The 23,387-nt window shown below is 59.6% G+C and carries 19 protein-coding genes; 13 read left to right on the top strand and 6 right to left on the bottom strand.

Annotated features, from left to right (window positions below):
- Nucleotides 1-218: 218 nt before the first annotated feature.
- Nucleotides 219-1,070 carry a glycine betaine ABC transporter substrate-binding protein gene (locus FRT59_RS05655; RefSeq protein ID WP_034118915.1) on the bottom strand — a complete coding sequence of 284 codons (852 nt, stop codon included), beginning with the start codon at nucleotides 1,068-1,070 and terminating at the stop codon, nucleotides 219-221.
- A gap of 333 nt (nucleotides 1,071-1,403) precedes the next feature.
- Here FRT59_RS05655 and FRT59_RS05650 point away from each other — a divergent pair, with 333 nt between their 5' ends.
- Complete coding sequence (locus tag FRT59_RS05650) at nucleotides 1,404-2,957, top strand: glycoside hydrolase family 17 protein (RefSeq protein WP_153870611.1); 1,554 nt, start codon at nucleotides 1,404-1,406, stop codon at nucleotides 2,955-2,957.
- Between the two features lie 107 nt (nucleotides 2,958-3,064).
- On the opposite strand, the gene FRT59_RS05645 is transcribed toward FRT59_RS05650, so the two are convergent.
- A complete protein-coding gene (locus tag FRT59_RS05645; RefSeq protein ID WP_034118914.1) occupies nucleotides 3,065-3,433 on the bottom strand; it encodes a hypothetical protein in 369 nt (122 codons plus the stop codon).
- Nucleotides 3,434-3,667: 234 nt separating this feature from the next.
- Here FRT59_RS05645 and FRT59_RS05640 point away from each other — a divergent pair, with 234 nt between their 5' ends.
- Together FRT59_RS05640 and FRT59_RS05635 are read left to right on the top strand one after the other, a co-directional pair.
- A complete protein-coding gene (locus tag FRT59_RS05640; protein WP_153870610.1) occupies nucleotides 3,668-4,966 on the top strand; it encodes a serine/threonine protein kinase in 1,299 nt (432 codons plus the stop codon).
- Nucleotides 4,959-5,747 carry an MlaA family lipoprotein gene (locus tag FRT59_RS05635; RefSeq protein ID WP_034118912.1) on the top strand — a complete coding sequence of 263 codons (789 nt, stop codon included), beginning with the start codon at nucleotides 4,959-4,961 and terminating at the stop codon, nucleotides 5,745-5,747. Before FRT59_RS05640 ends, FRT59_RS05635 begins: the two co-directional genes overlap by 8 nt.
- Before the next feature lie 56 nt (nucleotides 5,748-5,803).
- On the opposite strand, the gene FRT59_RS05630 is transcribed toward FRT59_RS05635, so the two are convergent.
- The gene (locus FRT59_RS05630; RefSeq protein WP_153870609.1) at nucleotides 5,804-6,718 is read right to left on the bottom strand and encodes a DUF808 domain-containing protein; all 915 of its coding nucleotides are present in this window, start codon (nucleotides 6,716-6,718) and stop codon (nucleotides 5,804-5,806) included.
- A 134-nt stretch (nucleotides 6,719-6,852) separates the two neighbouring features.
- Between FRT59_RS05630 and FRT59_RS05625 the strand changes: the two genes are divergently transcribed.
- Entirely contained in the window at nucleotides 6,853-7,458 is a 606-nt protein-coding gene (locus FRT59_RS05625; RefSeq protein WP_153870608.1) for a TetR/AcrR family transcriptional regulator, read from the top strand.
- A gap of 136 nt (nucleotides 7,459-7,594) precedes the next feature.
- Here the strand turns inward: FRT59_RS05625 and FRT59_RS05620 are convergent, their stop codons facing one another.
- On the bottom strand, nucleotides 7,595-8,035 hold the full coding sequence (locus FRT59_RS05620) for a GlcG/HbpS family heme-binding protein (protein ID WP_034118908.1): 441 nt from the start codon (nucleotides 8,033-8,035) through the stop codon (nucleotides 7,595-7,597).
- 257 nt (nucleotides 8,036-8,292) lie between these two features.
- Here FRT59_RS05620 and gcl point away from each other — a divergent pair, with 257 nt between their 5' ends.
- From gcl to FRT59_RS05575, 9 genes are all read left to right on the top strand, one after another.
- Nucleotides 8,293-10,068, top strand: a complete 1,776-nt coding sequence (gene gcl, locus FRT59_RS05615) for a glyoxylate carboligase (protein WP_034118907.1) — start codon at nucleotides 8,293-8,295, stop codon at nucleotides 10,066-10,068.
- Nucleotides 10,069-10,078: 10 nt separating this feature from the next.
- Entirely contained in the window at nucleotides 10,079-10,861 is a 783-nt protein-coding gene (gene hyi / locus FRT59_RS05610; protein ID WP_153837818.1) for a hydroxypyruvate isomerase, read from the top strand.
- Nucleotides 10,862-11,036: 175 nt separating this feature from the next.
- Complete coding sequence (locus FRT59_RS05605) at nucleotides 11,037-11,927, top strand: 2-hydroxy-3-oxopropionate reductase (protein ID WP_153837817.1); 891 nt, start codon at nucleotides 11,037-11,039, stop codon at nucleotides 11,925-11,927.
- Nucleotides 11,928-12,105: 178 nt separating this feature from the next.
- Nucleotides 12,106-13,386, top strand: coding sequence for a glycerate kinase type-2 family protein (locus FRT59_RS05600; protein ID WP_153870607.1), 1,281 nt, complete (start codon nucleotides 12,106-12,108; stop codon nucleotides 13,384-13,386).
- The gene (pyk, locus tag FRT59_RS05595) at nucleotides 13,376-14,791 is read left to right on the top strand and encodes a pyruvate kinase (protein WP_153870606.1); all 1,416 of its coding nucleotides are present in this window, start codon (nucleotides 13,376-13,378) and stop codon (nucleotides 14,789-14,791) included. The genes FRT59_RS05600 and pyk overlap by 11 nt, the downstream gene beginning before the upstream one ends.
- Before the next feature lie 130 nt (nucleotides 14,792-14,921).
- Nucleotides 14,922-15,797, top strand: a complete 876-nt coding sequence (locus tag FRT59_RS05590) for an urea transporter (RefSeq protein ID WP_153870605.1) — start codon at nucleotides 14,922-14,924, stop codon at nucleotides 15,795-15,797.
- 31 nt (nucleotides 15,798-15,828) lie between these two features.
- On the top strand, nucleotides 15,829-16,653 hold the full coding sequence (locus FRT59_RS05585; RefSeq protein ID WP_034118901.1) for an ion transporter: 825 nt from the start codon (nucleotides 15,829-15,831) through the stop codon (nucleotides 16,651-16,653).
- Nucleotides 16,654-16,747: 94 nt separating this feature from the next.
- Nucleotides 16,748-17,749: a sulfate ABC transporter substrate-binding protein gene (locus FRT59_RS05580; RefSeq protein WP_198809869.1), complete on the top strand. Its 1,002-nt coding sequence runs from the start codon at nucleotides 16,748-16,750 to the stop codon at nucleotides 17,747-17,749.
- A gap of 275 nt (nucleotides 17,750-18,024) precedes the next feature.
- A complete protein-coding gene (locus FRT59_RS05575; protein ID WP_153837815.1) occupies nucleotides 18,025-19,221 on the top strand; it encodes an MFS transporter in 1,197 nt (398 codons plus the stop codon).
- Between the two features lie 236 nt (nucleotides 19,222-19,457).
- Here FRT59_RS05575 and FRT59_RS27365 read toward each other — a convergent pair whose 3' ends face one another.
- Nucleotides 19,458-20,993, bottom strand: a complete 1,536-nt coding sequence (locus tag FRT59_RS27365; RefSeq protein ID WP_267911020.1) for a M57 family metalloprotease — start codon at nucleotides 20,991-20,993, stop codon at nucleotides 19,458-19,460.
- 588 nt (nucleotides 20,994-21,581) lie between these two features.
- Entirely contained in the window at nucleotides 21,582-22,967 is a 1,386-nt protein-coding gene (locus tag FRT59_RS05565; protein WP_233094274.1) for a M10 family metallopeptidase C-terminal domain-containing protein, read from the bottom strand.
- Nucleotides 22,968-23,387 lie beyond the last annotated feature (420 nt).

Here is a 23,387-nt window from a genome sequence, read left to right as displayed (position 1 = left end):
ATCCACTGTATGCGGCTGCGGAACAGGTTCCAGACGACCTTAGTAGTAGAGGGAGTGTAGCGAGGGTTAGCGGGTGCACAGAAAAATTTGAGGCGGTGCAAAACTAATGTGGGAGGGGGCTTGCTCCCGATAGCGGTGCGTCAGTCAAATTTGCATTGACTGGCACACCGCTATCGGGAGCAAGCCCCCTCCCACAGGGACTGCATCAAGCGGCAGGGTTATTTAGCAATCCACTGCGCCACACGCTCAGGGTGCTTGGCGACCCAATCCTTGGCCGCTGCGTCTGGCTTGGCGCCCTCTTGAATAGCGAGCATGACTTCGCCGATCTCATCCTTGGAGGCCCACTGGAATTTCTTCAGGAAGGCCGCGACTTCCGGCGCTTTCTTCTCCAGGCCCTTGCTGCCGATGCTGTTGACGGATTCAGCAGCACCATAAATCCCTTTAGGGTCGTCCAGGAAACGCAGTTTCCACTTGGCGAACATCCAGTGCGGCACCCAACCGGTCACCGCAATGGATTCCTGTTTGTCTTCGGCACGGGTCAGTTCGGCGATCATCGCCGCGCCCGAGCTGGCTTGCAGTTTATAGTCCAGGCCATATTGCTTGATCGCTTCGTCGGTCTTGAGCATCACGCCTGAGCCCGCGTCGATGCCGACGATCTTGTTCTTGAAGGTGGTATCGGTCTTGAGGTCTTCGATGGACTTGGCCTTGACGTACTCCGGCACGATCAAGCCGATCTTCGCATCCTTGAAATTGGGGCCATAGTCGACCACCTTGTCCTTGTTCTTGGCCCAGTATTCACCGTGGGTCACGGGCAGCCAGGCGGAAAGCATGGCGTCGAGTTTGCCGGTGGCAACGCCCTGCCACATGATCCCGGTGGCGACGGCTTGCAGTTTCACGTCGTAGCCAAGCTTTTCCTTGATCACTTCTGCTGCCACGTGGGTGGTGGCCACGCTGTCGGACCAACCGTCTACGTAGCCGATGCTCAGGGTCTTGCTGTCGGCGCTGGCCAGTGTGGAGCCCATCGCAACTACCAGAGTGGCAGCTGCGCCCAAGAGTCGTCGCATCTTCATAGTACTTCCCCGAAAGTGCTGCGCCCGACGGATGCCGAGCGACGTCAATCTGTTGTTATAGGGTGCACCGCGCCCCCTTCACGCGCATCGATCCGGTTGCTCAAGACATCAGTGGAGTGCTGACACTTCGATCATCAACCTGCCGGACCCATGAACCTGCTCTGTCAGCGACCTCGGCTAAGCAAGGAACGACATCACATAGCCAGCAAGACACTTCCTAGGACTTGACGTCAGAATCCCGCCCGAACTTTGCATGTCAAAACTATGCGGCCCCACTGGGATGCGCCAATTGCAGGTAAGATGCGCGCCTTTGCTCCCCCAGATAAGCCGACCATGCCCGCGACTGCCCGCTTCCCTGCCCTGCCCTATTTTCTTGCCTTGATCCTAGGCCTGCTTGCCCTTGTCGGCTATTGGTACGGCCTCGGCCGGCCAGTGGTGTTGCCGGACGTCGCCAGCGCCAGCCATAAGATGCAATGTGCGTCCTACACGCCGTTCGACAAGGACCAATCTCCGTTCGACCAGCCGTTCAAGCTGCGCCCCGAACGCATGGACGCCGACCTGGCACTGCTCGCCACGCGCTTTGAATGCATTCGCACCTATTCCATGACCGGTCTGGAAGCCTTGCCGGAGCTGGCGCGCAAGCATGGCTTGACGGTGATGGCCGGGGCCTGGGTCAGCAGTGACCCCGTGGCGACCGAAAAGGAAATCAACGAGCTGATCGCTTCCGCCAACGCCTATCCCGACATCGTCACCTCGGTGATCGTCGGCAACGAAGCGCTGTTGCGCAAGGAAGTCACCGCCAAGCAGCTGGTGGCGCTGATCCATAAGGTCAAAAGCCAGATCAAGCAGCCGGTCACCTATGCCGATGTCTGGGAATTCTGGTTGCAACACCCGGAAATCGCCCCGGCGGTGGACTTCCTGACGATTCACCTGCTGCCGTATTGGGAAGATGATCCGTCCGGCATCGACCAGGCGCTCAAGCACGTGGGTGATGTACGCCAGACCTTTGGCCACAAGTTCGCACCCAAGGACATCGTGATCGGCGAGACCGGCTGGCCCAGCGAAGGCCGCCAGCGCGAAACCGCCGTGCCAAGCCGGGTCAATGAAGCCAAGTTCATGCGTGGTTTCGTGGCCATGGCCGAAGCCAATGGCTGGCGCTACAACCTGATCGAAGCCTTTGACCAGCCATGGAAACGTGCGAGTGAAGGTGCCGTCGGCGGTTACTGGGGGCTGTTCGATGCAGACCGCCAGGACAAAGGCATCCTCGCCGGCCCCGTAACCAATGTGCCCTACTGGCCGCTGTGGCTGGGGGTGGGCGGGCTCATCCTGCTCGTCACCCTGGTGCTCGGCGGCCGCGTTCGCAGCATGCGCTGCGCATTGATGCTGCCGTTGCTCGGTGCCGTCGCAGCCTGCTCCATCGGCACCTGGGCCGAATTGACCCGCGTCACCGCACGCTTCAACGATGAATGGGTGTGGGCGGGCTTGCTGGTGGTGTTGAACCTGCTGGTGCTGGCCCATGCCGCCCTGGCCCTGAGCGCCCGCGAAGGCTGGCGCGAGCGAGCATTCGACTGGCTGGAGCAGCGCGCAGGCTGGCTGGTGGCAATCGCCGGGTTTGCGGGGGCGGTGATGATGCTGGCGCTGGTGTTTGACCCGCGTTATCGCAGCTTCCCAAGCGCGGCGCTGGTGCTGCCGGCCCTGGTGTATCTGGTACGCCCGGTGACTGGACCGCGTCGGGAGATTGCACTGCTGACCTTCATTATCGGTGCCGGTATTGCGCCGCAGTTGTACCGTGAAGGCTTGATGAATCAGCAGGCATGGGGTTGGGCAGTGGTCAGCTTGCTCATGGTTGTAGCCTTGTGGCGTTGCTTGCGGGTGCGCAAGGCTTAAGACCGCTTTCGCGAGCAAGCCCGCTCCCACATTGGATTGGGTTCACAGATTTCTATTTGTGAATACAGACAACATGTGGGAGCGGGCTTGCTCGCGAAGAGGCCCTATCAGGCGCCCCGCGACTTGCGGACCAACCGCAACCCCGCAATCACCACGGCAAACACCGCAAACGTGGTGTTGTACAACGCCAATGCCGGAAACCCGAACACCATCCCCAGCACCGCCAAGGCCCAACCGGTACGCCCCGGCACGAAAAACGCCAGCACCGACGTCACCAGCGCTGCCCACCCCAGCACCTTGAAGTGAATCATCAGCCCCAGGTTCGAACGCACCTGGCATTCCCAGCGGCTGGCCTCATCAGCACATAGCCCGACCCACTGCCCATCCTCCATAAAGCCGTAGCGTGCGGCATAACTGGCGGCCAGCCATAACGGCAAGGCAATAAGCAGCAGGATCAACGGCAAACGACGGGACATGGGGCACTCCGATAGGCAAAAACGGCGCTCAGCTTAATCCCACGGCGGCCGTTAGCAAGGTGTTAGCGCAGATATCTATTCAACATAGCCTGGCAAAGTGTATCTTCTGGCAACTATTACCCCGATTCCGACGCTTTTTCCGACTTTTCGTGCCGCAGGCTGGCACTTCGGTGGCAACGCGGTGGTCATAGCCTGCGAACTTCATTCAGCACGTTTCCTCTTAGGGATTAAGTCATGCTCCGTTCCTTGCGCTGTGCTGCCTTGCTGGGCAGCCTATTTTTGAGTGCGTCAGCACTGGCGGTCGATATCGACGCAGCCAGCTATGGCTACCCTTTGACCAATCCGTTCGAAGCGACCATCGCCACCACCCCCCCCGACCTTCGGCCAAAACTGCCGACTGACGACGAGATCAACCAATCCGATTACACCTTGAATATGCGCCCCGAGCGCGAGTTCAGCCTGCCGGACAACTTCTGGGCGGTGAAAAAACTCACCTACCGCATTGCCAAGCAGGACCGCGCCGCGCCGCTGATCTTCCTGATCGCCGGCACCGGCGCGCGGTTTGACAGCAGCATCAACGAATACCTGAAAAAGCTGTATTACCAGGCCGGCTACCATGTGGTGCAGCTGTCATCGCCTACCAGCTTCGACTTCATCAGCGCCGCTTCACGCTTCGCCACCCCGGGTATCACCCAGGAAGACGCCGAAGACATGTACCGCGTGATGCAAGCCGTGCGCGCACAGAACGCCTCGTTGCCGGTGACCGACTTTTACCTCACCGGCTACAGCCTCGGCGCCCTGGATGCAGCGTTTGTGAGCAAGCTGGACGAGACCCGTCGCAGCTTCAACTTCAAGAAAGTGCTGCTGCTCAACCCGCCGGTCAACCTCTACACCTCGATTACCAACCTCGACAAGCTGGTACAGACCGAGGTCAAGGGCATCAACAACACCACCACCTTCTATGAGCTGGTGTTGAGCAAACTGACGCGTTACTTCCAGCAAAAAGGCTACATCGACCTCAACGATGCGCTTCTCTATGACTTCCAGCAGTCCAAGCAGCACCTGAGCAACGAACAGATGGCCATGCTGATCGGCACCTCGTTCCGCTTTTCGGCAGCCGACATCGCCTTCACCTCGGACCTGATCAACCGCCGCGGCCTGATCATTCCTCCCAAGTATCCAATCACCGAAGGCACCAGCCTCACGCCGTTCCTCAAGCGTGCGCTGCAATGCGACTTCGACTGCTACCTCACCGAACAAGTGATCCCGATGTGGCGCGCCCGCTCCGACGGCGGCAGCCTGCTGCAACTGATCGACCAGGTCAGCCTGTACGCCCTCAAGGACTACCTGCGCGACAGCCCGAAAATCGCCGTGATGCACAACGCCGACGACGTGATCCTCGGCCCTGGCGACCTGGGTTTCCTGCGTAAAACCTTCGGCGATCGCTTGACCGTCTACCCGCTGGGCGGCCACTGCGGCAACCTCAATTACCGCGTCAACGCCGACGCCATGCTGGAGTTCTTCCGTGGCTAAATATCTTCTGCTGCTTGCCGCACTGATGTGCGCAGGCGTGGCCAATGCCGACAACAGCAAGGCCCATGAACCGGTCAAGGTCGATACTGACGGCTTCAAGGAGCCGCTGACCAAGCTCAAGTTCAACCCGGGCCTGGACCAGCGCGAGTTTGAACGCTCATCGCTGACCGCCCTCAACGTGTATGACCCGTTGGAGTCGTGGAACCGCCGCGTGTACCACTTCAACTACCGCTTCGACCAGTGGGTGTTCCTGCCAGTGGTCAATGGCTACCGTTATGTCACACCGAGTTTCCTGCGCACCGGCGTGAGCAACTTCTTCAACAACCTGGGCGACGTGCCCAACCTGTTGAACAGCCTGCTGCAACTCAAGGGCCACCGCTCCCTGGAAACCACCGGGCGCCTGCTGGTCAACACCACCATCGGCGTCGCCGGCCTGTGGGACCCAGCCACCGCCATGGGCCTGCCGCGCCAGAGCGAAGACTTCGGCCAGACCCTGGGTTTCTACGGCGTGCCCGGCGGCGCGTACGTGGTACTGCCGATTTTCGGCCCCTCGAACCTGCGTGACACTACCGGCCTGATCGTCGACTACGGCGCCGAAACCCAGATCAACTTCCTCAACGTGTCCGAAGTCAGCTCCAACCACCCGGAAATCTGGGCCCTGCGCGCGGTGGACAAGCGCTACCAGACCAGCTTCCGCTACGGTCAGATGAACTCGCCGTTCGAGTATGAGAAGGTGCGCTACATCTACACGGAATCACGCAAGTTGCAGATTGCCGAGTAACAAACGCCCACTAAAAAGGCCATTCGAATGAATGGCCTTTTTTATTGCCGTCAGCATCAAGCCTTCAGCGCTTTCCACGCCTTGCCGACCACTGCGACCACTGCCAGCACCACCGCCCCAGCGATAATCCCCGCCACACCATTGAGCAGCGTCGGTACCAGCCACGCCACCCCGCCCGCGCCCTGGCTGACCGTTTCGATCCAGTGATGCACCACCGGCACGCCATGGGTGAGAATCCCGCCGCCTACCAGGAACATCGCCGCCGTACCAATCACCGACAGGCTCTTCATCATGTACGGTGCTGCACGCAGGATGGCGCCGCCAATACTGCGCGCCGCCTGGCCAGGCTTCTGAGTGAGCCACAGGCCCAGGTCATCCAGCTTGACGATGCCGGCCACCAGCCCATAGACGCCTACGGTCATGACAATGGCAATGCCCGACAGCACGATCACCTGCTGCATCAACGGCGCGTCGGCCACGGTGCCGAGGGTGATGGCGATGATTTCCGCCGAGAGGATAAAGTCGGTGCGGATCGCGCCTTTGATCTTGCCCTTTTCAAAGGCCACCAGATCGGTCGCCGGGTCGGCCACGGCTTCGACCAACTGCGCATGTTCGGCCTGATCCTCGGCCTTGCTGTGCAGGAATTTATGCGCGAGTTTCTCGAAGCCTTCAAAACACAGGTACGCGCCGCCAAGCATCAACAGCGGCGTTACCGCCCACGGGGCAAAGGCGCTGATCAACAGCGCGGCGGGCACCAGGATCAACTTGTTGATAAACGAGCCCTTGGCCACCGCCCACACCACCGGAATTTCCCGCTCGGCGCGCACACCGGAAACTTGCTGGGCATTGAGTGCCAGGTCGTCACCCAGTACACCGGCGGTCTTCTTTGCCGCCATTTTTGTCATCAGTGCAACGTCATCGAGAACCGCGGCGATATCGTCGAGCAAAACCAACAAGCTGCTTCCTGCCATGAATCAAGTATCCGTAAGGGGGAGATCGGGCGAGCATAGCGCGGCGCAAGGCGTTGTGGGCAGATTGTTGAGGCACCCGGATGGCCGGTGCTACCATGCGCAACCGCCTGTCATGGCAAGGAAATCTCTGGTTTATGAGCAGCATTCGCGAGCGCAACAAAGAAAAAATCCTGCGGGCGGCGAGCGAGGAGTTTGCCGACAAGGGCTTCGCCGCGACCAAGACCAGCGATATCGCCGCCAAGGCCGGGCTGCCCAAGCCCAACGTCTACTACTACTTCAAGTCCAAGGACAACCTCTACCGCGAGGTGCTCGAGAGCATTATCGAGCCGATCCTGGCCGCCTCCACGCCGTTCAACCCGGACGGCCAGCCCAAGGAGGTGCTGAGCAATTACATCCGCTCGAAAATCCGCATTTCCCGTGACCTGCCATTCGCCTCCAAGGTATTCGCCAGCGAAATCATGCACGGCGCCCCGCACCTGAGCACCGAGCAGGTTGACCAGCTCAACGCCCAGGCCAAGCACAACATCGATTGCATCCAGAACTGGGTGGACCGTGGCCTGATTGCCACCATTGACCCTAACCACCTGATGTTCAGCATCTGGGCAGCAACCCAGACCTATGCGGATTTTGACTGGCAGATCTCGGCGGTCACCGGCAAGGCCAAGTTGGATGAAGCCGACTATGAGGCGGCGGCGCAGACGATTATTCGGTTGGTGCTCAAGGGCTGTGAGCTGGACTGAGGGGCCGTGGTGCCTGTGCTATTCGCGAGCAAGCCCGCTCCCACATTGGATTGGGTTCACAGATATCTATTTGTGAATACAGACAAAATGTGGGAGCGGGCTTGCTCGCGAAGAGGCCCTGCCAGTCACTGAAGTATCAGGCAGACACCCCCGCATCCGCCATCAACCCCACCCCCTCGATCGCCGTGATCGCACACTGCTCATCAATATCCGACGTATCCCCACTGATCCCGATCGCCCCCAACACCAACCCCGCCTGATCGCGAATCAACACCCCACCCGGTGCCGGCACCACGCTGCCCTGCCCCAGGCTATTCAACGCAGCAATAAACGCCGGCCGTTGCTGCGCGTCCAGTGCCAGCAAGCGTGAGCCTTTGCCCAGGGCAATTGCGCCCCAGGCCTTGCCGATGGCGATTTGCGGGCGCAGCAGGCTGGCGCCGTCTTCACGCTGCAGAGTGATCAGGTGGCCACCACTGTCGAGTACCGCAATGGTCAACGGCGCAGCAGAAATCGTGCGGCCTGCGGTAAGGGCCTGGCTGGCCAGTTGGGTGGCGAGTTTCAAGGTTAAAGCGCTCATAGGTGCCGTCCTCATCTTGTTATGGGTAAAGCGGTGGAGTTCTGTTTGATCAGATGCTCGATCAAACAAATAGAACACAATCAGCTTTATTTTTGTATACAATATTTTCCAACATAAGCTCCATACGTCTAAAAAAGCCGTTCCGACCAACGCAAAGGTCAGTTTACAAAATGCATTGACCTGCGCAGCCCGCCGTGAATACACTTTGGACAAACACCACTTGTATACAATTACAAAACGCAAGAGGCACCAAAACCATGAGCAAAATGAGAGCAATCGAAGCCGCCGTCCTGGTGATGCGCCGTGAAGGTGTGGATACCGCCTTCGGTATCCCAGGCGCCGCGATCAACCCGTTGTATTCGGCCTTGCAGAAGGTGGGTGGCATCGATCACGTCCTTGCTCGCCACGTTGAAGGCGCCTCGCACATGGCCGAGGGCTACACCCGCACCAAGGCCGGCAATATCGGCGTGTGCATCGGCACTTCCGGCCCGGCGGGCACCGACATGGTCACCGGCCTGTACAGCGCCTCGGCCGACTCGATCCCGATCCTGTGCATCACCGGGCAAGCACCCCGCGCCCGGATGCACAAGGAAGACTTCCAGGCCGTGGACATCACCAGCATCGTCAAGCCGGTGACCAAGTGGGCGACCACCGTTCTCGAACCGGGCCAAGTGCCCTACGCCTTCCAGAAGGCCTTCTATGAAATGCGCTCCGGCCGCCCCGGCCCAGTATTGATCGACCTGCCATTCGACGTGCAGATGGCCGAGATCGAATTCGACATCGACGCCTACCAGCCCCTGCCCCTGGCCAAGCCCTTGGCCACGCGCATCCAGGTCGAAAAAGCCCTGGCGCTGCTGGATCAGGCTGAACGCCCATTGCTGGTAAGCGGTGGCGGCGTGATCAACGCCGACGCCAGCGAGCTGCTGGTGGAGTTCGCCGAGTTGACCGGCATTCCGGTGATCCCGACCCTCATGGGCTGGGGCACCATCCCCGACGATCACCCGCTGATGGTGGGCATGGTCGGCCTGCAAACGTCCCATCGTTATGGCAACGCAACGATGCTCAAGTCGGACGTGGTGCTGGGCATCGGTAACCGCTGGGCCAACCGCCACACCGGTTCGGTAGAGGTGTACACCGAAGGGCGAAAATTCATTCACGTCGACATCGAGCCGACGCAGATTGGACGCGTGTTCACCCCGGACCTGGGCATTGTGTCCGACGCCGGTTCCGCGCTGACGATGTTCATTGAAGTGGCCCGCGAATGGAAAGCCGCCGGCAAGCTCAAGGACCGCAGCGCCTGGCTGCATGACTGCCAGCAGCGCAAAGCCACCCTGCACCGCAAGACGCACTTCGACAACGTACCGGTCAAGCCGCAACGCGTGTACGAAGAGATGAACCAGGTGTTCGGCAAAGACACCTGCTACGTCAGCACCATCGGCCTGTCGCAGATTGCCGGCGCGCAGTTCCTGCATGTGTACAAGCCACGCCACTGGATCAACTGCGGCCAGGCCGGCCCCTTGGGCTGGACCATTCCCGCGGCGCTGGGCGTGGTCAAGGCTGATCCGAGCCGCAAGGTGGTGGCGCTGTCGGGCGACTACGACTTCCAGTTCATGATCGAAGAGCTGGCCGTGGGGGCACAGTTCAAGCTGCCGTACATCCACGTGGTGGTGAACAACTCCTACCTGGGCTTGATCCGCCAGGCCCAGCGCGGCTTTGAAATGGACTACTGCGTGCAGCTGTCCTTCGACAACCTCAATGCGCCGGAACTCAACGGTTATGGCGTCGACCATGTGGCGGTCGCCGAAGGCCTGGGTTGCAAGGCCCTGCGTGTGTTCGAGCCAGGCCAGATCCAACCAGCCTTGCGCCGCGCCCAGGAAATGATCGAAGAATTCAAGGTGCCGGTGATCGTTGAGATTATTCTGGAGCGGGTGACCAATATTTCCATGGGCACCGAGATCAACGCCGTCAATGAATTCGAAGACCTGGCCTTGGTCGGCAACGATGCGCCGACTGCCATTTCCCTGCTCGATTAAGGAGAACCCTATGCCGCGCTTTGCCGCCAACCTGTCCATGCTGTTCACCGAACAGGACTTCCTTGCTCGCTTCAAGGCAGCCGCCGATGCCGGCTTCGAAGGTGTGGAATACCTGTTCCCGTATGAATTGAGCTCCGCCGAGATCAAGGCGCAGCTCGATGCCAATGGCCTGACCCAAGTGCTGTTCAACTTGCCGGCCGGTGACTGGGCCAAGGGTGAGCGCGGCCTGGCCTGCCACCCGGACCGGGTCGAGGAGTTTCGCGCCGGGGTCAAGCTGGCCATCGCTTACGCCCAGGTACTGGGCAACACCCAGGTCAACTGCCTGGCGGGTATCCGGCCACAAGGTGTGGACGATGAAACCCTGGAAAAGACCTTTGTCGCCAACCTCAAGTACGCCGCCGACAAGCTGCAGGCAGTGGGCATCAAGCTGGTGATGGAGATGATCAACACCCGTGACATCCCGGGCTTCTACCTGAATAACACCGCCCAGGCCCTGTCGATTCGTGAACAGGTGGGCAGTGACAACCTGTTCCTGCAATACGACATCTATCACATGCAAATCATGGAAGGTGACTTGGCGCGGACTATGGCGGCGCACCTGGGTGAGATCAACCATATCCAACTGGCGGATAACCCGGGGCGCAATGAGCCGGGGACTGGGGAGATCAACTATCGCTTCCTGTTCGAGCATCTGGACCGCATTGGTTATACGGGTTGGGTTGGCTGTGAGTACAAGCCGTTGACCACGACCGAAGCGGGTTTGGGTTGGCTCAAAACCCATAACGCGATCTGACACAAACAACACAAAACCAATGTGGGAGGGGGCTTGCTCCCGATAGCAATCTGTCATTCAACAGGTGTGTCGACTGATGCACCGCTATCGGGAGCAAGCCCCCTCCCACAGGGGATCTGCTGCGCTTAGCAGACCGTGCCAGGCCTGTAGACCTAACAACAAGAGGATTTTCATCATGGCTAAAATCGGATTTATCGGCACCGGCATCATGGGCCAACCCATGGCGGCTAACCTGCAGAAAGCCGGTCACCAACTGTTTCTCTCGGAACACCACGGCAAGGCTCCCGCCGAGCTGATCGCTGCCGGCGCCATCGCCCTGGCCAACCCGCAACAAGTCGCCCAGGAAGCCGAGTTCATCATTGTGATGGTCCCGGATACCCCGCAGGTCGATGACGTGCTGTTCCGCGCCGACGGTGTAGCCGCCGGCCTGTCGCCGAACAAAGTGGTGATCGACATGAGTTCGATCTCCCCCACCGCGACCAAAGCGTTCGCCGCCAAGATCAACCAGAGCGGCGCACAGTACCTCGATGCGCCAGTGTCCGGCGGTGAAGTCGGCGCCAAGGCCGGTACCTTGAGCATCATGGTCGGTGGCGAGCCACAGACCTTCGAACGCGCCCTGGGGCTGTTCCAGAGCATGGGCAAGAACATCACCCTGGTGGGTGGCAACGGCGATGGCCAGACCGCCAAGGTTGCCAACCAGATCATCGTCGCGCTGAACATCCAGGCGGTGGCTGAAGCGCTGCTGTTCGCCGCAAAAAACGGTGCCGACCCGGCCAAGGTGCGTGAAGCGCTGATGGGCGGCTTTGCGTCGTCGAAGATCCTGGAAGTGCATGGCGAGCGAATGATCAAGGGCACCTTCGACCCGGGCTTCCGTATCAACCTGCACCAGAAGGACCTGAACCTGGCATTGGCCGGCGCCAAGGAACTGGGGATCAACCTGCCCAACACCGCCGGCACCCAGCAAGTGTTCAGCACCTGCACGGCGATTGGCGGCGGTAACTGGGACCACTCGGCGCTGATCAAGGGCCTGGAGCATATGGCCAATTTCTCGATTCGCGAGAAGTAAGACACCTTGGAATGCAATCCAGTGTGGGAGGGGGCTTGCTCCCGATAGCAATCTGTCATTCAACCACTATGTCGACTGATACACCGCTATCGGGAGCAAGCCCCCTCCCACATTTTGACCGCATTTCAAATCTGAAATAGCTGCACTCCTAACAACAAGAATCCCCGGGAGCCCGCTTATGTCGGTCGATCCGCAACACCTGCTTCGCGAGCTGTTCGCCGCAGCCATCGACGCTGCCCACCCCCGGCTAGTCCTTGAACCTTACCTGCCCGCCGACCGCAGTGGTCGGGTGATCGTGGTCGGCGCCGGTAAGGCCGCGGCCGCCATGGCGCTTGTCGTCGAGGACTGCTGGCAGGGCGAAGTGTCGGGCCTGGTGGTCATCCGCTACGGCCACGGCGCGCCGTGCAAAAAAATCGAGGTGGTCGAAGCAGCCCACCCGGTCCCCGACGCTGCCGGCCTGGCCGTGGCCCAGCGCGTACTGGAACTGATCAGCAACCTCGGCGAAGCCGACCGCGTGATCTTCCTGCTCTCCGGCGGCGGCTCCGCATTGCTGGCCTTGCCCGCCGAAGGCATCAGCCTGGCCGACAAGCAAAGCATCAACAAAGCCCTGCTCAAATCCGGCGCCACCATTGGCGAGATGAACTGCGTGCGCAAGCACCTCTCGGCGATCAAGGGCGGGCGACTGGCCAAGGCGGCTTGGCCGGCCACCGTCTACACCTATGCAATTTCCGATGTGCCGGGCGACCAGGCCACGGTGATTGCCTCCGGCCCGACCGTCGGTGACCCCAGCACCTCGCAGCAGGCCCTGGCGATCCTCAAGCGTTACGGTATCGACGCCCCCACCTCAGTGCGCAACTGGTTGCAAAACCCCGCGTCAGAAACGGTCAAGCCCGGCGACCCGGTACTCGCCCGCAGCCACTTCCAATTGATCGCCCGCCCGCAGCAATCCCTGGAGGCGGTGGCGGTGAAAGTGCGCCAGGCCGGGTTCAGCCCGCTGATCCTTGGCGACCTGGAAGGTGAAGCGCGGGAGGTGGCCAAGGTGCACGCCGGTATCGCCCGGCAGATTGTCCAGCATGGCCAGCCACTCGCGGCGCCGTGCGTGATCCTCTCCGGTGGCGAAACCACCGTCACCGTGCGCGGCAATGGCCGTGGCGGGCGCAATGCGGAGTTCCTGCTCAGCCTCACCGACAGCCTAAAGGGCCTGCCCGGCGTATACGCCCTGGCCGGCGACACCGATGGCATCGACGGCTCGGAAGACAACGCCGGCGCCATCATGACCCCCAGCAGTTACGCCCGCGCCGAGGCACTGGGGCTGTCGGCCAGCGACGAGTTGGATAACAACAACGGCTACGGCTATTTCGCCGCCCTCGACGGGCTGATCATCACCGAGCCGACCCGCACCAACGTCAACGACTTCCGCGCCATCCTGATCCTTGAGACTGCCAACCATGACGCCTGACAAGAAGGTCAAAATCCTCGCCACCCTGGGCCCGGCCACCGACGGTATCGATGACATCCGCGAGCTGGTTGAAGCCGGGGTGAATATCTTCCGCCTCAACTTCAGCCACGGCGAGCACGCCGACCATGCCCAGCGTTACCAGTGGATTCGCCAAGTGGAGCGCCAGTTGAATTACCCGCTGGGCATTCTTATGGACCTGCAAGGCCCGAAGCTGCGAGTTGGGCGTTTTGCCGAGGGCAAGGTGCAGTTGATTCGCGGCCAGGCCCTGCGCCTGGACCTGGACCCGACGCCCGGCGACCAAAGCCGCATCAACCTGCCCCACCCGGAAATCATCGCGGCCCTTGAACCGGGCATGGACCTGCTGCTGGACGACGGCAAGCTGCGCCTGCGCGTGATTACCAAACATGCCGACGCCATCGACACCACCGTGCTCAATGGCGGCGAGTTGTCCGACCGCAAAGGCGTGAACGTGCCGCAAGCGCTGTTGGAACTCAGCCCCTTGACCGCCAAGGATCGCCGCGACCTGAGTTTCGGCCTGGAACTGGGCGTGGACTGGGTGGCGCTGTCGTTCGTGCAGCGCCCGGAAGACATCCGCGAGGCCCGCGAACTGATTGGCGACAAGGCGTTCCTGATGGCCAAGATCGAGAAACCTTCGGCCGTGCAACGCTTGCAGGAAATCGCCGAACTGAGCGACGCGATAATGGTGGCCAGAGGCGACCTGGGCGTGGAAGTGCCGGCCGAGAGCGTGCCGCAAATCCAGAAAGACATCATCAGCACCTGCCGCCAACTCGGCAAACCAGTGGTGGTGGCCACGCAGATGCTCGAGTCCATGCGCTTCTCCCCGGCGCCGACCCGTGCCGAAGTCACCGATGTCGCCAACGCGGTGGCCGAAGGCGCGGACGCGGTGATGCTGTCGGCCGAAACCGCCTCGGGCGAGTACCCGCTGGAAACCGTGCAGATGATGAGCAAGATCATCCGCCAGGTGGAAAACGGCCCGGACTACCAGACGCAGTTGGACGTCAGCCGGCCCAAGGCGGATGCCACAGTGTCGGACGCCATCAGCTGTGCGATCCGGCGCATCAGCAGCATCCTGCCGGTGGCGGTGCTGGTGAACTATAGCGAGTCAGGCAGTTCCAGCTTGCGTGCTGCACGGGAACGACCCGTGGCGCCCATCCTCAACCTCACGCCGAACCTGTCCACGGCGCGACGCTTGAGCGTGGCGTGGGGCGTGCATTCGGTGGTCAATGATCGACTGCGCCAAGTGGATGAGGTGTGTTCCACCGCGCTGGAGATCGCCCAGGCCCAGGGCATGGCGCAACGCGGGGATACCTTGGTGATTACCGCGGGGGTGCCCTTTGGCCAGCCAGGGTCGACCAATTCGCTGCGTATCGAGACATTGATCTAGCGCCTGTAAGAGCCCCTTCGCGAGCAAGCCCGCTCCCACATTCGACCGCGTTTGCATGTCCGACATCAGTCAAATGTGGGAGCGGGCTTGCTCGCGAAGGGAACAACTCGGTCTTACTGACTCACTGAAAATGCACAACCCAACCTGCCCCGACTGGGCCGAAGCCCTGCTCAATGGTTTCAGCCAGATCTTCCTGCAACGCCATCCGCTGTGCGGCCTGCTGTGCCTGGTGGCGATCCTGATCGGCGCCCCGGCCTTGCTCGGCGGTGCGTTGCTGGGCGGCGTCGCGGGGTTGCTCACGGCCCAGCGCCGGTGCTATCCCAAGGCCGAGCGCCAGGCCGGGCTGTATAGCTACAACGGCGTATTGCTGGGCTTGTTGATCAGCCAGCACTTCGCCTGGTCGGCGCTGGTGCCGCCGTTGATCCTGGCGTGCGGCGGCTTGAGTGCGATCCTCACTCGGCAATGGCTGAAGCACGCGACCCAGCCCCAAGACTTGCCCGCTTACACCGCGCCCTTTGTGGGTCTCGGCTGGCTGCTGCTCGGCCACGCTCCTGAGAACACTCTGGCGCTGATCGAGCCCGCCCCCTTCGCTGTCCTCACCGCGCCCTTTACCGGCCTTGGGCAAATCATGTTGCTGGAGCAGCCCATGGCGGGCGGATTGATCGCCCTGGGCCTGCTGCTGGCCGACCGTCGCGCCGCGGTGTGGGCCTTGAGCGGTGCCAGTCTCGGCATGCTGGCCGGTGTGTGGTTGAACGACCCTGCGGGCGCCCTGCTCGGCCTGCACAGCTATAACCCGGCGTTGGCCGCCCTGGCCCTGAGCCCGACACGTCGCCAGCCGTGGTTGCCGCTGCTGGGCATCGGCCTTGCCATCCTCCTCACACCGGGCTTCGCCGCCCTGCACCTGCCCGCGCTGACCGCGCCGTTTATCCTCGCCTGCTGGCTGGTACGCGCCGGCCAGCGAATGCTGCGTAAACCCCACATGGACAGCCCGTTCGAATCCCCCTAGGCTTGCTCGATATTCGCTTCAGGCAGGACTTATGGACAGCAACAACGACTGGCGCCAACGGCTCTACATCATGGTTTTCCAAAGCGACACCGTCGCCGGGCGGCGCTTTGACGGCATCCTGTTGCTGATCATCCTCGCCAGCATAGTGATCGTGATGCTCGACAGCATCGATCAGGTGCACCAGAACTACGCGGATGTGCTGGCCTATATCGAGTGGGGCTTCACGCTGATTTTCGCGATCGAGTACGGCCTGCGCCTGTATTGCTCACCCAAGCCGTTGCGCTATGCCTTCAGCTTTTATGGCTTGGTGGACTTGCTGGCCATCGTCCCCGGCATTATCGCGCTGTACTACAGCGATGCGCAGTATCTGCTGATCATCCGCATCATTCGCATGCTGCGTATCTTCCGCGTACTCAAGCTCAGCCCGTACCTCAAACAAGCCAACTATTTGATGGCGGCGCTGCGCGGCAGCAAGCAGAAGATCGTGGTGTTCCTGGTCAGCGTGTGCACCCTGGTGACGGTGTTCGGCACCCTGATGTATGTGATCGAAGGCCCGGAACATGGGTTCACCAGTATTCCCAAGGGTATCTACTGGGCCATCGTTACCCTGACCACCGTGGGCTTCGGCGATATCGTGCCCAAGACGCCGCTTGGCCAGGTGATTTCGTCGCTGGTGATGATCACCGGTTATTCGATCATCGCCGTACCCACCGGTATTTTTACCGCCGAGCTGGCCAGTGCCATGCGCGGTGAACAACTGCGCACCGACTGCCCGGCGTGCAAGAAAGACAGCCACGAACCCAATGCGGCGTTTTGCTCGCGGTGTGGCAGTAACCTTTTCCATAAACTGGAATAAGCAAAGTTCGTTTTAATCTTTAAAGGTCTATGCGGGCCCGGCTATAGTCGCTGGCAAATTGCCTCCCCTCTTCTCGAACAACAAGGAATGAGCAGTGAAAAAAATTCTCAGCGCCTCTCTACTGGCCGCCGGCCTGGCCTTGGCAGGCTCCGCACAGGCCGCGACCACCCTGCTCAACGTCTCCTACGACGTAATGCGCGATTTCTACAAGGACTACAACGCCGCGTTCCAGAAGCATTGGGAAGCCGGGCACCCGGACGACAAGCTGACGTTGCAGATGTCCTTCGGCGGCTCCAGCAAACAAGCACGCTCAGTGATCGACGGCCTGCCGGCTGACGTGATCACCATGAACATGGCCACCGACATCAATGCGTTGGTCGACAACGGCAAACTGGTGCCGGACAACTGGGTGACGCGCCTGCCGAACAACAGTGCACCGTTTACCTCCGCTACCGTATTCATTGTGCGCAAAGGCAACCCCAAGGCCCTGAAAGACTGGCCAGACCTGCTCAAGGACGGCGTGCAGGTAATCGTACCCAACCCGAAAACCTCGGGTAACGGCCGCTACACCTACCTGTCGGCCTGGGGTTATGTATTGAAAAACGGCGGCGACGAAGAAAAGGCCAAGGCCTTCGTCGGCAAGCTGTTCAAGCAAGCGCCGGTACTGGACACCGGTGGCCGCGCCGCGACTACCACGTTCATGACCAACCAGATCGGCGACGTGCTGGTGACCTTTGAAAACGAAGCAGAAATGATCGCCCGTGAATTCGGCCGTGATCAGTTTGAAGTGATCTACCCAAGCGTGTCCGCCGAAGCCGAGCCGCCGGTATCGGTGGTCGATAAGGTGGTCGAGAAGAAAGGCACCCGTGCTGCGGCCGAAGACTACCTGAAGTACCTGTGGTCGCCGGAAGGCCAGGAAATCGCCGCCAACAACTACCTGCGCCCACGGGACCCGAAAGTGCTGGCCAAGTACACCGACCGCTTCCCCAAGGTGGACTTCCTGTCGGTTGAGAAGACCTTTGGCGACTGGCGCACCGTGCAGAAAACCCACTTCAATGATGGTGGGGTGTTTGACCAGATCTATTCCGGTCAATAACTGAAGAAACGCGGTAAAAAATGTGGGAGGGGGCTTGCTCCCGATAGCAGTGTGTCAGCCACTACATCCAGTGACTGAGACTCCGCTATCGGGAGCAAGCCCCCTCCCACATTTGGCTCTTGGTATGGCTGTTGTATTGGCAGTGTTCTGTCGTTCCAATTGTTTCTGGATGTATCATCAACCAGCATAATTGATATCACTTCAAGCGCCCTACTCGCGCTTACGCCTTGCCTTTACTCTCGCTCGCCATCTTCCTTCGCTTTTATGAGAACACCATGAATGCAACTTCTCCTGCCACCAGCACCATGACCCGCGGGATGGTGCTGCTGTTCGCATTTTGCTGCGGCGCCATCGTCGCCAACATCTACTACGCGCAGCCGATCATCGAGTTGATCGCCCCGGACATTGGCCTGACGCCGGCGATGGCGAGCCTGATCGTGTCCCTGACGCAAATCGGTTATGCCCTCGGCCTGTTCTTCCTGGTGCCATTGGGCGACCTGTTGGAAAACCGCAAGCTGATGATCGCCACCACTGTACTGGCGATTGCCAGCCTGCTGGGCGCGGCGTTTACCGAACAGCCAAACCTGTTCTTGCTGGTGTCGTTGCTGATCGGTTTCAGTTCCGTCTCGGTGCAGATTTTGATCCCGCTGGCCGCACACCTGGCACCGGCTGAGTCCCGTGGTCGGGTGGTCGGCAGCATCATGGGCGGCCTGCTGCTGGGCATCCTGTTGGCCCGGCCAGTGTCCAGCGTAGTTGCCGACCACTTCGGCTGGCGTGCAATGTTCATGGCTGCCGCAGCACTGATGGCGTTTATCAGCGTGGTCCTGCTGCTGACCATCCCTAAGCGCCAGCCCGATCACAGCGCCAGCTACGGCCAGTTGCTGCGATCCCTGGGCACCCTGCTGCGTGAGCAACCGGTGCTGCGCCAACGGGCGTTCTATCAGGGCTGCATGTTCGCCGCCTTCAGCCTGTTCTGGACCGCTGCCCCGCTGGAGTTGGCGCGCAATCATGGCCTGAGCCAAAGCGAAATCGCACTGTTCGCCCTGGTGGGTGCCTTGGGCGCCATCGCCGCGCCCATCGCCGGTCGCCTGGCCGATGCCGGCCACACCCATCGCGCCTCGTTGCTGGCGATGCTGTTGGGCGCACTGAGCTTCCTGCCCGCGTTCGTGCACCCGCTGTACAGCGTGATCGGCTTGGCCGTGACCGGCGTGGTCCTGGACTTCTGCGTGCAGATGAATATGGTCCTTGGCCAGCGTGCCGTCTATGCCCTCGACGCCACTAGCCGTAGCCGTCTCAACGCCCTGTACATGACCAGCATCTTCATCGGCGGCGCGTTCGGCTCGGCAATCGCCAGCAGTGTGTATGAACACGGCGGTTGGCTGGGGGTGATGCTGGTGGGCAGCGCATTCCCATTGGTGGCGCTGTTACGGTTCCTGAGTGCGTCGCGCCAGGTGGTTGTCGCAACCGCCTAAGAGCGCACCCACTTCTCCAACGCCGCGTCCGCCAGAAATGACGAGCGACTTTGATCTTGTGCTCATGCACATACCGATTGGAAACTACCGCCCAGGGATCTTTGGGCGGTGCTCCCACAGGCAGGATGGCGAGTGCCACGGCGCGCGTTTGTGGACTATGAGGGAGGCTTGTTGGACTCACCCCTGCCGGCTGCCCGAACCACGCTGACCATGGGTCCAGAGCATAGCCACCGGGCTCACGAGAAAATCGAGAACGCCCTGTTGATTAACCCCATGAACGACGAAAATACCTTCTTGATAAACCCTCCTCCAGGCTTGGGAGCCGGCAAAGGTGTCGGGAGCGGGTCAGAGTCAGGTTGAGGGTCTGGAATGGGAGCCGGGCCGGGTTCTGGTACAGGGACAACGGTAGCAGGTTCAGGAGCCGGGGCAGGAATCACCGTCGGCGTCTGATCGTTCCAGATCACATCCGTCTGTTTGATTTGGCCTTGGCTGGTCACCATCAGGTCCGCCGTGCCATTCCCCGTCGTATCCACAGCCAATGTAAAACGGCCGGTTTTCGAGTCATGGCCCAGCACGGCGTCACCCGCCCTGCCGCTGAATCGATCAGAGAAACTCAAGGCTTTGAGCCCTGCCTCCTGAAGGACGCTGGTGAGATCGATCCGGTCTATCCCGCTTTGGAAGTCCTGGATGATATCCGGGTTCTGTGGCGTCGAATCACTGGCGCGCAGATACATGAACGTGTCCGCGCCGGCCCCACCGTGCAACGTGTCGGCGCCCCCGCCCCCGGTGAGGCGATTGTTCCCTTCGTTACCCGTCAAGGTATCGTTGCCAGAACCGCCAATGGCGTTTTCCACGCTCACGCCTTTGGCAATCGACACATTCCCCCGTAAGCCACCCACGTCCGAGAACGCCTCAGCCTTGAGGTTGATGATTTGGTTCTGGGCAAACCCAGAGAAGTCAAGTGTGTCGTTACCACCGCCGTCCCAGACGGTGAAAATCGGCTTGTCATTCCCTTGCTTGAGGCTATAGAACTCTCGACCTGAGTTGGAATTGAAGCCATAGGTGGTGTCGGTATTGCGCGTTTTTGTATTGGCCCCGTAGAGCCGCTGGGCGGCGGCGATATCGTCCATCATCGGTGCCGCCGGACTGTTCCTGGCGAAATTGTGGCCCGGCTGGTGGGTCTCCGCCCAATAACTCATGATGCTGCGCGCCTTGGTGTCCTGCGCATATTCTGCGGATCGGTCGTAATTGTAGCCCCCGCCATCGTATTCACCCGGGTGACTGAGCCCCAAGGTATGCCCTAATTCATGGATCAACAAACCCAAGAATTGGCTGCCCATTGTCGGATTTTGGGCACCACTAGTGCCTATACTGGCCTGGACTTTCGAATAATGCTTATTAGGCAACCCTGCCCTCCCTGACGAACCCGATGTGCCCTTAATGCTGATCGTGCCATCGGTGTTCGAACCGTTTTCAATAAACTCGATATTGGCAACATCCGCCCAATATTGCAGGGCTTGCCTGGCTCGCTCTTTCTGAGCCGCATTAAAACCTCCAGCAAAATTGAAACCAACAACAACTTTGCCATCGCCATTGAGGTCATGAAACCTGGAGCCGCTGCGAGTGATATGTTTCGCCGCCTGGTCTGTGGTGAACGATTTTTTATTATTAGCCCAACGAAAAACTTCGTTTTCAGCTGCTGAGAAACTGGGGTACAACGCCTCCGAGGAGTGCGCATGGGAAGAATGCCTAACCGGGATGTGCATGTGCATTGATACTCTGAACAGTGAAGAATAACCCGTCCATGTATATGAATTACCGAGACTGACTGATCCGTTGTCAGCCCGATAAAATCCCATATTCAACATGCCTCTACCACCGCTATTTCTTTTCGATAAAATCCGATAAACGCGACAGTAAAAAATTAGCACACATGTTATTCAGCACGACACACTTCCACAGATCAACGATCACTATGCCTTGGCACCACAAAGAAAAAAAACACGCAAAGCCTTAACTTAATCAAGTCAAGAATTTAGTTGCACATATCAAGAAACCCAACCAAACATACAAGAAAAAACAGGCTTAACGCTATCGTTGTTATCTGATCGCAAACATAGCCAAGCCCTACACGACTCGACTGTCCCAACCTACCGTGACATGCCCCAGCAACTCATGACGGTGCTCCAGCAACCAGGCAGCCAATGTACGCCACCTTCACGATGGCGTTGCCCACTACGAACGGATTTTTTTGCTGCCACTTGGCAGGCGCAAAAAAGCAGGACTTAATCACTGATGATTAAGTCCTGCCCAGCCTTGCCTAGTACCAAAGCGATGTGTAATAACTCGCCATTACATCATCAGAGATACCCTCCATCCTTTATGTTCAACCCGATAACATCTTCCGGACTGATCATTCGCGTGCTCTTGATCAAAAAGTCCGTCTTGCCGTCCCCATCCACGTCTATCGCCAGCAAGTAACGTCCTGTTTGCGGGTTAAACTTGATAATGGTGTCCCCGGGCTTCCCGGTGTATTCGTCAACAAAGTTAAATGCGACCTTGCCATCGATGGCCATTTGCGACAAATCAATCTTGTCCTGACCCGTATTGAAGTCCAACAGTAAATCGGCCTGCGTACGGGTCGAATCGCTAAAGGCATTGAACTTAAACGTATTCCAACCGCCTCCCCCCACCAGGGTATCGGCGCCTGCGCCGCCGATCAGTACATTATCCGCACTGTTACCCATGATTCGGTCGTTGCCACTGCCCCCTACCGCGTTTTCGATCGCAGTGGTGGTACCGATCCTGACGTTTTCCCTGAACCCGCCCACACTGGAGAGCGAACCGCTGTGCAAATCGATTTTCTGGTCTTGCTTGAAGCCGGAAAAATCAAACGTATCTATCCCCCGCTGATCCCATACGTTGAAATCCGGCTTATCGGAAGCGGATGTCAGGGTCGTTTCCAGCTTTCCAGTCGTAGAGTTGAACCCATAGGTGGTGTCATACGAGCTGAGTACATCGTTTGGCGTCGGTCCGACAGGGACCTTGGGCACGGCTGGCTTGGGCTGACCCTCTTGAGGTGTGGTGGCCGTACTGACCCTGGGCTTATCCACGGCTGGCTTGGGCTGACCCTCTTGAGGCGTGGTGTCCGTGCTGACCCTGGGCTTATCGACGGCTGGCTTGGGCTGACCCTCTTGAGGCTTGGTGTCCGTGCTGACCCTGGGCTTATCGACGGCTGGCTTGGGCTGGCCCTCTTGAGGCTTGGTGTCCGTGCTGACCTTGGGCTTATCGACGGCTGGTTTGGGCTGGCCCTCTTGAGGCTTGGTGTCCGTGCTGACCTTGGGCTTATCCACGGCTGGCTTGGGCTGATCGCCTTGTGGTTTGGTCTCCGTACTGACCTTGGGCTTATCGACGGCTGGTTTGGGCTGACCCTCTTGAGGTTTGGCATCCGTGCCGGCCTTGGGCTTATCCACGGTTGGCTTGGGCTGGTCGCCTCGTGGTTTGGTCTCCTCAGGCTTCGGCATAGGAAAACAATTAGCAGTGAGAACGTTGCCGTCCACCCCCCCCATATTCAAGAACAGCCTATTGCCGACTGTTGTTTCACCCGCCTGCAGCAGGCCATGTGAGCTCGTTTGAGCGTTTGATCCGTGGAGCCTTTGCAGGCTGGAAAACCCACCCGCCGACTGTGCCGAAAGACTCAGCAGTTTGGATCCTTTTGAGGGCTGCTTATCTTTTCCATAACGCAAGTCGTCAGAGCTCCCCATAGGTTCATTTGCGTCATGGGCCCTCGACGGTGCCGCGGGTGACGGCTGAGGGGCCGTATTCAACGTAGGTACGTAGGAGTTCAAACCAGGTAAATTGACATTAACCATACATCACACCTTCTTAGTGAGTTATATATAACAACGGCCCAACATTTCGCACGCGTGGTACTTACGAACGATCAAATCGCCCACTAACGAGCGACAACACACTTTAAATGCCTGAAACCAGTAAAAGACAACCACCCACAAACAAACCCAACGACTGGCCCTCTTACTAATAATAGTAATGGGTGAAAAACAATAATTAACTATCTGCTTGCAACTGTGATCCGCTCTTCCGAACGCCATTTTTAATACATTGACCCGCTAGACGTGTCAGCGGCGACGCCTCATTTCAATGTA

Origin of the sequence: Pseudomonas haemolytica, from assembly GCF_009659625.1 — a bacterium.
In the GTDB taxonomy this organism is placed as follows: domain Bacteria; phylum Pseudomonadota; class Gammaproteobacteria; order Pseudomonadales; family Pseudomonadaceae; genus Aquipseudomonas; species Aquipseudomonas haemolytica.
The sequence above is the reverse complement of the archived record's forward strand: the minus strand, read 5'-3'. Positions and strand labels throughout refer to the sequence as shown.

Coding starts and splice junctions, on each gene's coding strand:
- FRT59_RS05655 (WP_034118915.1), bottom strand. CDS start 1,070: ATGAAGATGCGACGACTCTTGGGCGCAGCTGCCACTCTGGTAGTTGCG.
- FRT59_RS05650 (WP_153870611.1), top strand. CDS start 1,404: ATGCCCGCGACTGCCCGCTTCCCTGCCCTGCCCTATTTTCTTGCCTTG.
- FRT59_RS05645 (WP_034118914.1), bottom strand. CDS start 3,433: ATGTCCCGTCGTTTGCCGTTGATCCTGCTGCTTATTGCCTTGCCGTTA.
- FRT59_RS05640 (WP_153870610.1), top strand. CDS start 3,668: ATGCTCCGTTCCTTGCGCTGTGCTGCCTTGCTGGGCAGCCTATTTTTG.
- FRT59_RS05630 (WP_153870609.1), bottom strand. CDS start 6,718: ATGGCAGGAAGCAGCTTGTTGGTTTTGCTCGACGATATCGCCGCGGTT.
- FRT59_RS05625 (WP_153870608.1), top strand. CDS start 6,853: ATGAGCAGCATTCGCGAGCGCAACAAAGAAAAAATCCTGCGGGCGGCG.
- FRT59_RS05620 (WP_034118908.1), bottom strand. CDS start 8,035: ATGAGCGCTTTAACCTTGAAACTCGCCACCCAACTGGCCAGCCAGGCC.
- gcl (WP_034118907.1), top strand. CDS start 8,293: ATGAGCAAAATGAGAGCAATCGAAGCCGCCGTCCTGGTGATGCGCCGT.
- hyi (WP_153837818.1), top strand. CDS start 10,079: ATGCCGCGCTTTGCCGCCAACCTGTCCATGCTGTTCACCGAACAGGAC.
- FRT59_RS05605 (WP_153837817.1), top strand. CDS start 11,037: ATGGCTAAAATCGGATTTATCGGCACCGGCATCATGGGCCAACCCATG.
- FRT59_RS05600 (WP_153870607.1), top strand. CDS start 12,106: ATGTCGGTCGATCCGCAACACCTGCTTCGCGAGCTGTTCGCCGCAGCC.
- pyk (WP_153870606.1), top strand. CDS start 13,376: ATGACGCCTGACAAGAAGGTCAAAATCCTCGCCACCCTGGGCCCGGCC.
- FRT59_RS05590 (WP_153870605.1), top strand. CDS start 14,922: ATGCACAACCCAACCTGCCCCGACTGGGCCGAAGCCCTGCTCAATGGT.
- FRT59_RS05585 (WP_034118901.1), top strand. CDS start 15,829: ATGGACAGCAACAACGACTGGCGCCAACGGCTCTACATCATGGTTTTC.
- FRT59_RS05575 (WP_153837815.1), top strand. CDS start 18,025: ATGAATGCAACTTCTCCTGCCACCAGCACCATGACCCGCGGGATGGTG.
- FRT59_RS27365 (WP_267911020.1), bottom strand. CDS start 20,993: ATGCACATGCACATCCCGGTTAGGCATTCTTCCCATGCGCACTCCTCG.